Source organism: Micromonospora yasonensis (assembly GCF_026013475.1).
GTDB lineage: Bacteria > Actinomycetota > Actinomycetes > Mycobacteriales > Micromonosporaceae > Micromonospora > Micromonospora yasonensis.
In genome coordinates, this window is the sequence record NZ_JAPDPH010000279.1 from 1 (window position 1) to 8,158 (window position 8,158).

Below are 8,158 nucleotides of genomic sequence, written 5' to 3' on the forward strand. Positions count from 1 at the left end.
CGGGCCCGACCGGCGGCGATCTCGTCGGCGTCCATGCGCGGAGCTCCTCCTCGAGTCCTCGACTGAAGACCGAGTGTAGAACGCCAGCCTGAACGATCGCTAAGGATGTGAGTACCGGTCGGTAACCTGGCTCAGGCCGACGGCGCCACCGGGCCGCCCAGGGCCACGTCGTCGACCCGGATGTTGATCTCGTCGACCCGCAGCCCGTACGCCTCGACCGCCGCGGTGACCGCCGAGCGGACCGCGTCGGTCACCTCGGGCACCGGCCGGCCACCGTCGATCACGATGACCAGGTTCACCACGGCCGCGCCGTTGGTGACGTGGGCCGAGCAGCCGCGCCGGGCGTCGCCCACCTGGTCCAGCCCGACCTTGTCCAGCACGGCGTTGAAGAAGCGGGCCACGTCGCCGCCGAGGTCGGCCACCCCGGGCACGGACTTCGCGGCGGCGACCGCGATCTTCTCCACCACCTCGTCGGAGACGTGCGTCGCGCCGCCCGCCACCGCGTCCGGCAGCACCGACAGCTCCTGGGTCGCCTCGTCAGCCATGCTCTCCCCACCAGGTTCGTCCGGCCCCACGCGGTCGGTGAGGCGGTGCGAGCGTACTAGTTCCGGGCGTCCCGGGTGGACGGATCAGGCGCCGAGCTGGTCCAGCAGTTCGGCGGCGGCCGCGTACGGGTCGATGGCGCCCTCGGCCACCTTGGCGGCGAGCGTCGGGAGCTGCGTACCGTCGCGCAGCGAGCCGATCCGGTCCCGGAGGGTGCCCAGCGCGATCGCCTCGATCTCGGCGGCGGCCCGGGCCTCCCGCCGGCGGCGCAGCTCGCCGTGCCGGTCCAGCCAGTCACGGTGCTTGTCGATCGCGGCGGCGATGTCGTCGATCCCCTCACCGCGCGCGGCGATGGCCCGCACCACCTGCGGCCGCCACTCCCCCGGCCCGCGCTCGCCCAGCGCGATCATGCCCTGGATGTCGCGGACCGTGGCGTCGGCGCCGTCCCGGTCGGCCTTGTTGACCACGAAGACGTCGGCGATCTCCAGGATGCCGGCCTTGACCGCCTGGATCGCGTCGCCCATGCCCGGAGCGAGCAGCACCAGCGTGGTGTCGGCCAGCGAGGCCACCTCGACCTCGGCCTGCCCGACGCCGACGGTCTCCACCAGCACCACGTCGCAGCCGGCGCCCTCCAGCACCCGCACCGCCTGCGGCGTCGCCGCGGAGAGCCCGCCGAGGTGGCCCCGGCTGGACATCGAGCGGATGTAGACGCCGGGGTCGGTGGCGTGGTCCTGCATCCGGACCCGGTCGCCGAGGATCGCCCCACCCGTGAACGGGCTGGACGGATCGATGGCCAGCACACCCACCCGGTGGCCGCGCGCCCGCAGCGCCCGGACCAGCTCGTTGGTGGTGGTCGACTTGCCCACCCCGGGAGAACCGGTCAGCCCGACCACCTGGGCGTGCCCGGCGTACGGCGCGAGGGCCGCCGCGACCTGCGGCAGCACCTCGTCGCCGGACTCGACCAGGGTGATCAGCCGGGCCACCGCGCGGGGGTCACCCGTGCGGGCCCGTTCCACCAGCATCGGTACGTCCCGGCTGCGACGCACCGATCCGGTGGCCCCAGCCGGGACGTTCTCGACGGTTTCGCTCACTGCTCAGCGCCACCGGAGGGCACGTGGATGATCAACGCGTCACCCTGGCCGCCGCCACCGCAGAGCGCGGCCGCGCCGGTGCCGCCGCCCCGCCGCTTCAACTCCAGCGCCAGGGTGAGCACCAGCCGGGCGCCGGACATGCCGATCGGGTGACCGAGCGCGATCGCGCCGCCGTTGACGTTGACCTTGTCCGGGCTGACCCCCAGGTCCCGGGTGGACTGGATGCCGACCGCGGCGAACGCCTCGTTGATCTCGATGAGGTCGAGGTCGGCGACGCCCAGGCCGGCCTTCTTCAGGGCGTGGTTGATGGCGTTGGACGGCTGCGAGTGCAGGGAGTTGTCCGGGCCGGCCACGTTGCCGTGCGCCCCGATCTCGGCCAGCCAGGTCAGCCCCAGCTCCTTGGCCTTGGCCTTGCTCATCACCACCACCGCGGCGGCGCCGTCGGAGATCGGCGAGGAGCTCGCGGCGGTGATGGTGCCGTCGGAGGTGAACGCCGGGCGCAGCTTGGCCAGCGACTCGGCCGTGGTGTCCGGGCGGATGCCCTCGTCCTCGCTGACCACCAGCGGGTCGCCCTTACGCTGCGGGATGATCACCGAGGTGATCTCGTCCGCGAAGTGCCCGTTCTTCTGGGCGGCCGCGGCGCGCTGGTGGCTGGCGGCGGCGAAGGCGTCCTGCTCCTCCCGGGTGATGCCGTGCTTCGCCCCGTGCCGCTCGGTGGACTCGCCCATCGAGCAGCAGTCCCAGGCGTCGGTGAGCCCGTCCAGGGCCATGTGGTCCTTGATCGTGACGTCGCCGTACTTGTAGCCGGAGCGCTGGCCGAGCAGCAGGTGCGGGGCGTTGGTCATGGATTCCATGCCGCCGGCCACCACGATGTCGAACTCCCCGGCCCGGATGAGCTGGTCGGCCAGGGCGATCGCGTCCAGGCCGGAGAGGCAGACCTTGTTGATGGTCAGCGCCGGGGTGGACATCGGGATGCCCGCCTCGACGGCCGCCTGGCGGGCCGGGATCTGGCCCGCGCCGGCCTGCAGCACCTGGCCCATGATCACGTACTGCACCTGCTCCGGGGCCACGCCGGCGCGCTCCAGCGCGGCCTTGATCGCGACGCCCCCGAGCCGGGTCGCCGGGAGGTCCTTGAGGTTGCCCAGCAGGCGCCCCATCGGGGTCCGCGCGCCGCTGACGATCACCGAAGCCATGCCTGCCTCCGAGGGGGGGTGCCGACCTGTACGCCTTAACGATTGTTCGGTCAGACTAGCGCCATGGCTGAGAACTACCCCGTCGAGCCCGCTGCCGACTATGTCACAGACATCGGCCTGCTCCGCATCGACCACGTCGGGATCGCCGTGGCCGACCTGGACGCCGCGATCGACTTCTACCGGCGCACCTTCGGGATGCGCTGCGTGCACACCGAGACCAACGAGGAGCAGGGCGTACGCGAGGCGATGCTGGCGGTCGGCCCGACCACCGAGGGTGGCTGCGTGCAGTTGCTCGCCCCGCTGTCGCCCAGCTCGACGATCGCGCGGTTCCTGGACCGCAACGGGCCTGGGGTGCAGCAGGTGGCGTACACGGTGGCGGACATCGACGCGGCCTGCGCGGCGCTGCGCGAGCGCGGGGTGCGGCTGCTGTACGAGACCCCGAAGCGGGGCACCGCCGACTCGCGGATCAACTTCGTGCACCCGAAGGACGCCGGCGGCGTGCTGGTCGAACTGGTCGAGCCGGCAAGCCCCTGAGCGAGCGGCGATGCGCGGTTCCCCGGTCCCACGGACACCTCCACGCATCGGCCGATGCAGTTTTTCACACCGGACTTCCGACCCTAGCTACCGTTCAGTAACGTCCGGCCCCACAGGAGTGCGACCGGTGCCGGATGTGTCGATTGCCGACATGGCGGTCCCGTCGCACCGGCGCCGACGATGGCAGCACCCCTGCCCGCCCCGGCGCGGGTGCGCGACGAACGGGAGGTCACCGTGCAGGACATCCTCGAAGCGATCATGACGGCGGAGGGCTCCGCGCAGCCGGAGCGGGAACTCGCCGGCCTCGCCGGCCTGCCGGTGCCGGAGAGCTACCGGGGCGTGGTGGTCCGCGCCGAGGACACCCGGATGTTCGACGGCCTGGCCACCCGGGACAAGGACCCGCGCAAGTCGCTGCACGTCCAGGAGGTGCCCACCCCGGAGCTCGGCCCGGGCGAGGCGCTGGTTGCGGTGATGGCCAGCGCGATCAACTACAACACCGTCTGGACCAGCATCTTCGAGCCGCTGCCCACCTTCCGGTTCCTCGAGCGGTACGGCCGGCTCTCCGAGCTGGCCCGCCGGCACGACCTGCCGTACCACGTGGTGGGGTCGGACGCGGCCGGGGTGGTGCTGCGGACCGGGCCCGGGGTGACCCGGTGGAAGGCCGGCGACGAGGTGGTCGCCCACTGCCTGTCGGTGGAACTGGAGGACGCGGCCGGCCACGACGACACGATGCTCGACCCGCAGCAGCGGATCTGGGGCTTCGAGACCAACTTCGGCGGGCTGGCCGAGCTCGCCGTGGTCAAGGCCAACCAGCTGATGCCCAAGCCGCGCCACCTGAGCTGGGAGGAGGCGGCCAGCCCGGGGCTGGTCAACTCCACCGCGTACCGGCAGCTCGTCTCGCACCACGGGGCGAACATGAAGCAGGGCGACGTGGTGCTGATCTGGGGCGCCTCCGGCGGCCTGGGCAGCTACGCCACCCAGATGGCGCTGGGCGGCGGGGCGATCCCGGTCTGCGTGGTCTCCTCGCCCGAGAAGGCCGAGCTGTGCCGGAGGATGGGCGCCGAGCTGGTCATCGACCGGTCCAAGGCCACGGGCGAGGGCTACCAGTTTTGGCGTGACGAGGAGACCCAGGACCAGGACGAGTGGCGCCGCTTCGGCGAGCGGATCCGCGAGCTGACCGGCGGCGAGGACCCGGACATCGTCTTCGAGCACCCCGGCCGGGAGACCTTCGGCGCGAGCGTCTACGTCGCCAAGCGCGGCGGCACCATCGTCACCTGCGCCTCGACCAGCGGCTTCCAGCACCAGTACGACAACCGCTATCTCTGGATGCACCTCAAGCGGATCGTCGGCAGCCACTTCGCCAACTACCACGAGGCGTGGCAGGCCAACCGCCTGGTGGCGCTCGGCAAGGTGCACCCGACCGTGTCCCGGACCTACCCGCTGGAGCAGACCGGCCAGGCCGCGTACGAGGTGCACCGCAACGCGCACCAGGGCAAGGTCGGGGTGCGCTGCCTCGCCCCGTCCGACGGTCTCGGCGTCCGGGACACCGCGCTGCGGGCCCGGCACGAATCGGCGATCAACCGGTTCCGCGGCCACTGACCGTCCGGATGATCGCGGCCGGGCCAAAGCGTGGCGGAGGCGTTGCCTTTCCGTCGCGGTGGACGCCATTCGATTGACGTACGACAAAGGGCCGCGGGCGACTGCCGCGGCCCTTTTTCGGGCTCACTCCGGGTGACGCCCGACGCGCCCGGGAGCTGCCAAGATCGCCGTTTGGTCCAGTCCCGCCGGGCCGGCCGGTTGACCATGTAATGAGGACACGAAAGGTGCGGACCGCTCTTGCGAAGCACCCTGGGGGGTCTGCGAGTATGTCCCAATGCCCCAGCAGCAGTCCTCCCCTCTTGCGTTCTTCGATAACGCGAACTCGCAGCCCGATTTCACCGTTGGCCTGCGCGGATACAACACCGGCCAGGTCGACGACTTCATCGGCCGGCTGACCGCCGCGCTGACCCAGTCCGACCAGGCCCGCGCCGAGGCCGAGCAGCGGATGAACGACGCGCAGCGCCGGCTCCGCCAGGCCGAGCAGCGCCAGAGCGCACTCGAGCAGAAGCTCGCCGACACCAACAAGCAGCTCGAGGAGAACAGCCGGCCGACCCTCTCCGGCCTGGGCACCCGCGTCGAGCAGATCCTCCGGCTGGCCGAGGAACAGGCCAACGACCACCGCAACGAGGCCAAGCGGGAGTCGGAGGGCATCCTCTCCGCGGCCCGGCTGGAGGCGCGGGAGATCACCGACAAGGCGCGCGCCGAGGCCGCCGCCATGAAGGCCACCGCCGAGCGGGAGGCCGGCAGCGTCCGCACCGCCGCCGAGCGCGAGGCCGCCGAGGTCCGGGTGCAGGCCCGCCGCGAGGCGGACACCCTGCGCTCCGACGCCGATCGGGAGACCAAGCAGCTGCGTACGGTCACCGCGCACGAGGTGGCCGAGCTGAAGTCCACCGTCGAGCGTGAGGTCGCCACCCTGCGGGCCACCGCCGAGCGGGAGATCACCCAGCAGCGGGCGAAGGCCGCCCGCGAGGCCGAGGAGAAGCGGGCCGAGGCGACCAAGCTGCTCACCGACGCGCGGGACAAGCGGGACAAGGACCTGCAGGCCCTGGAACTCCAGATCGCCGAGCGGCGGGAGAAGGCCGAGCGCGAGGAGTCGGAGCGGCACGCCGCCCAGGTCGCGCAGACCCAGAAGCTGGTCAGCGAGGCCGAGCAGCGGGCCCGGGCCGCCCATGAGCGGGCCAAGGAGATCGAGCAGCGGGCCGAGGCCCGCCGGGTCGAGTCCGAGCGCACCGCCAACGAGACCGTCGACAAGGCCAAGGCGCTGGCCGACAAGACGATGAACGAGGCGAAGGCCGAGGCGCAGCGCCTGCTGACCGAGGCCCGCACCGAGGCCGAGCTGACCACCCAGGCGGCCCGCCGCGAGGTCGAGGACCTCACCCGGCAGAAGGAAGCGGTCACCGCCCAGCTCGGCCAGATGCTCTCCGGTCTCGCCGGCATCGTGCCCGGCGTGCCGCAGGCCGGTGCCAAGCCGGACGCGGCCAAGGCCGACAGCACCGAGAAGGTCACGGCGGAGTCGGCCGGCTGAGCACCACCCGCAACGGGGCATGAGCCGCGGCGCGGGGTGACACCGGGTAACCGGTGCCGCCCCGCGCCGTCATGCTTTCCGGCCCGTTCCGCCACCTGCGTGAAGTAGGTCCCAACAGGGGCGTCCGTATCGCCCCAGCAGAGCCGGATGCGTGTGAGGATGGGAGCATGTCGCACGGCGAGGAACTGTTTGCACTCGGCGGGGATGTAACGACGGAGCCCAGCTTCGAGAACGCCCTGCGGGGTTACGACAAACGACAGGTCGACCGGTATGTGGCCCGCGCCGAGCACGAGATCGCGGCGCTGACGGGCGAGCGGGAGCAGGCGTACACCCAGATCCACAAGCTGGCCGGCCAGGTCGAGGTGCTGCAACGCGACCTCGCCCAGGTACGCAAGCAGGTGGGTGTGGTCGACCGGGCCTCGTTCCGGCACCTCGGCCCCCGGGTCGAGCAGATCCTCGTCATGGCCGAGGAGCAGGCGGACGACATCCTCGCCGCCGCGAACGAGGAGATCGAGGCCCGCCGGGCCGCCGCCGAGCACATCATCGAGGAGGCCCGGGAGCAGGCCGCCCAGGCCCTCAAGGACTTCGAGATCGCCCTCGCCGCGCGCCGGGCCGAGGAGGAGCGGCACACCGCCGCCCGCAAGGCCGAGGCCGAGGCGACCCTCACTTCCGCCCGGGAGGAGGCCGCGAAGCTGCGGAAGAACGCCGAGGACGCGCTGGCCACGGCGACGCAGGAGGCGACCCGGCTCCGGGACACCGCCAAGGAGATCCACACCCGGGCGCAGCAGGAGGCCACCCGGCTGCGGGAGACGGCCAAGGAGGCCCTGGCCCAGGCCCAGCAGGAGGCGACCCAGCTCCGCGAGGCGGCCAAGGAGGTGCACGCCAAGGCGCAGCAGGAGGCGAAGCGGCTCACCGAGTCGGCGGCCGAGGCCGGCCGGGCCACGCACGCCAAGGCGCTCGCCGAGGCCAAGAAGATCGTCGACGACGCGGAGGAGGCGGCGAAGGCCACCCGGAGCCGGGCCCGGACCGAGGCCAACCGGCTCACCAGCGAGGCCACCGAGGCCGGCAAGCGCAACCGCGCCGAGGTCGAGGCGTACGTGCAGCGGATGCGCACCGAGACCGAGGCGTACGTGCAGCAGGCCCGGGCCCAGACGCAGCAGGAGCTGGGCGCCTGGCGGGCCGGCGTGGAGCAGGAGGTCAACGCCCGGCGCGAGGCGGCCGACAAGGAACTGGCCCAGCGCCGCGCCGCCGCCGAACAGGAGTACGCCAAGCGCCGCGACGAGCTCGACAAGCAGCACAAGAATCGGCACGACGAGCTGGAGATGGCGTACGCCGCCAAGAACGCCGAGGCCGAGCAGGGGGCCGCCAAGCTCCGGAAGGCGGCCGAGCAGGACGCGCTGACCATGCGCCGACGGGCCGAGAACGAGGCCACCGAGTTGCTGAAGCGCGCCGAGGCGGACGCCACCGACAAGCGCCGCAAGGCCGACGAACACGTGGCCGCCTCCCGTCGCCAGTTCGAGGAGTACGCCGCCACCACCCAGCAGCACCTGGCCACCACCCAGCAGCACCTCGCCGCCACCCAGCAGGAGGTGGCCGCCGGCCGGCAGCAGCTCGCCCAGGTGATGCTGCAGATCGCCCAGGCCCAGCAGGAGCTGGCCGACCTGCGCACGGAG

General features: G+C 72.4%; 7 protein-coding genes. 4 read left to right on the forward strand and 3 right to left on the reverse strand.

All coding sequences use genetic code 11. The features are described 5' to 3' along the window. Positions 1–131 precede the first annotated feature (131 nt). From ONA70_RS32600 to ONA70_RS32610, 3 genes are all read right to left on the reverse strand, one after another. The gene (locus tag ONA70_RS32600) at positions 132–545 is read right to left on the reverse strand and encodes an Asp23/Gls24 family envelope stress response protein (RefSeq protein ID WP_265010332.1); all 414 of its coding nucleotides are present in this window, start codon (positions 543–545) and stop codon (positions 132–134) included. An 84-nt stretch (positions 546–629) separates the two neighbouring features. Further along, positions 630–1,565: a methylmalonyl Co-A mutase-associated GTPase MeaB gene (gene meaB / locus ONA70_RS32605; RefSeq protein ID WP_406601291.1), complete on the reverse strand. Its 936-nt coding sequence runs from the start codon at positions 1,563–1,565 to the stop codon at positions 630–632. A gap of 65 nt (positions 1,566–1,630) precedes the next feature. Continuing rightward, positions 1,631–2,827: an acetyl-CoA C-acetyltransferase gene (locus tag ONA70_RS32610; RefSeq protein ID WP_265010334.1), complete on the reverse strand. Its 1,197-nt coding sequence runs from the start codon at positions 2,825–2,827 to the stop codon at positions 1,631–1,633. A 63-nt stretch (positions 2,828–2,890) separates the two neighbouring features. Here ONA70_RS32610 and mce point away from each other — a divergent pair, with 63 nt between their 5' ends. The 4 genes from mce to ONA70_RS32630 all read left to right on the forward strand — a co-directional run. Next, positions 2,891–3,361, forward strand: a complete 471-nt coding sequence (mce, locus tag ONA70_RS32615) for a methylmalonyl-CoA epimerase (protein WP_265010335.1) — start codon at positions 2,891–2,893, stop codon at positions 3,359–3,361. A gap of 234 nt (positions 3,362–3,595) precedes the next feature. Next, positions 3,596–4,960 carry a crotonyl-CoA carboxylase/reductase gene (gene ccrA / locus ONA70_RS32620; RefSeq protein WP_265010338.1) on the forward strand — a complete coding sequence of 455 codons (1,365 nt, stop codon included), beginning with the start codon at positions 3,596–3,598 and terminating at the stop codon, positions 4,958–4,960. Positions 4,961–5,234: 274 nt separating this feature from the next. Beyond that, positions 5,235–6,485, forward strand: coding sequence for a DivIVA domain-containing protein (locus ONA70_RS32625; protein WP_265010336.1), 1,251 nt, complete (start codon positions 5,235–5,237; stop codon positions 6,483–6,485). 167 nt (positions 6,486–6,652) lie between these two features. Next, positions 6,653–8,158 (forward strand): hypothetical protein (locus ONA70_RS32630; protein ID WP_265010337.1); only part of this gene is annotated, 1,506 nt, incomplete at its 3' end.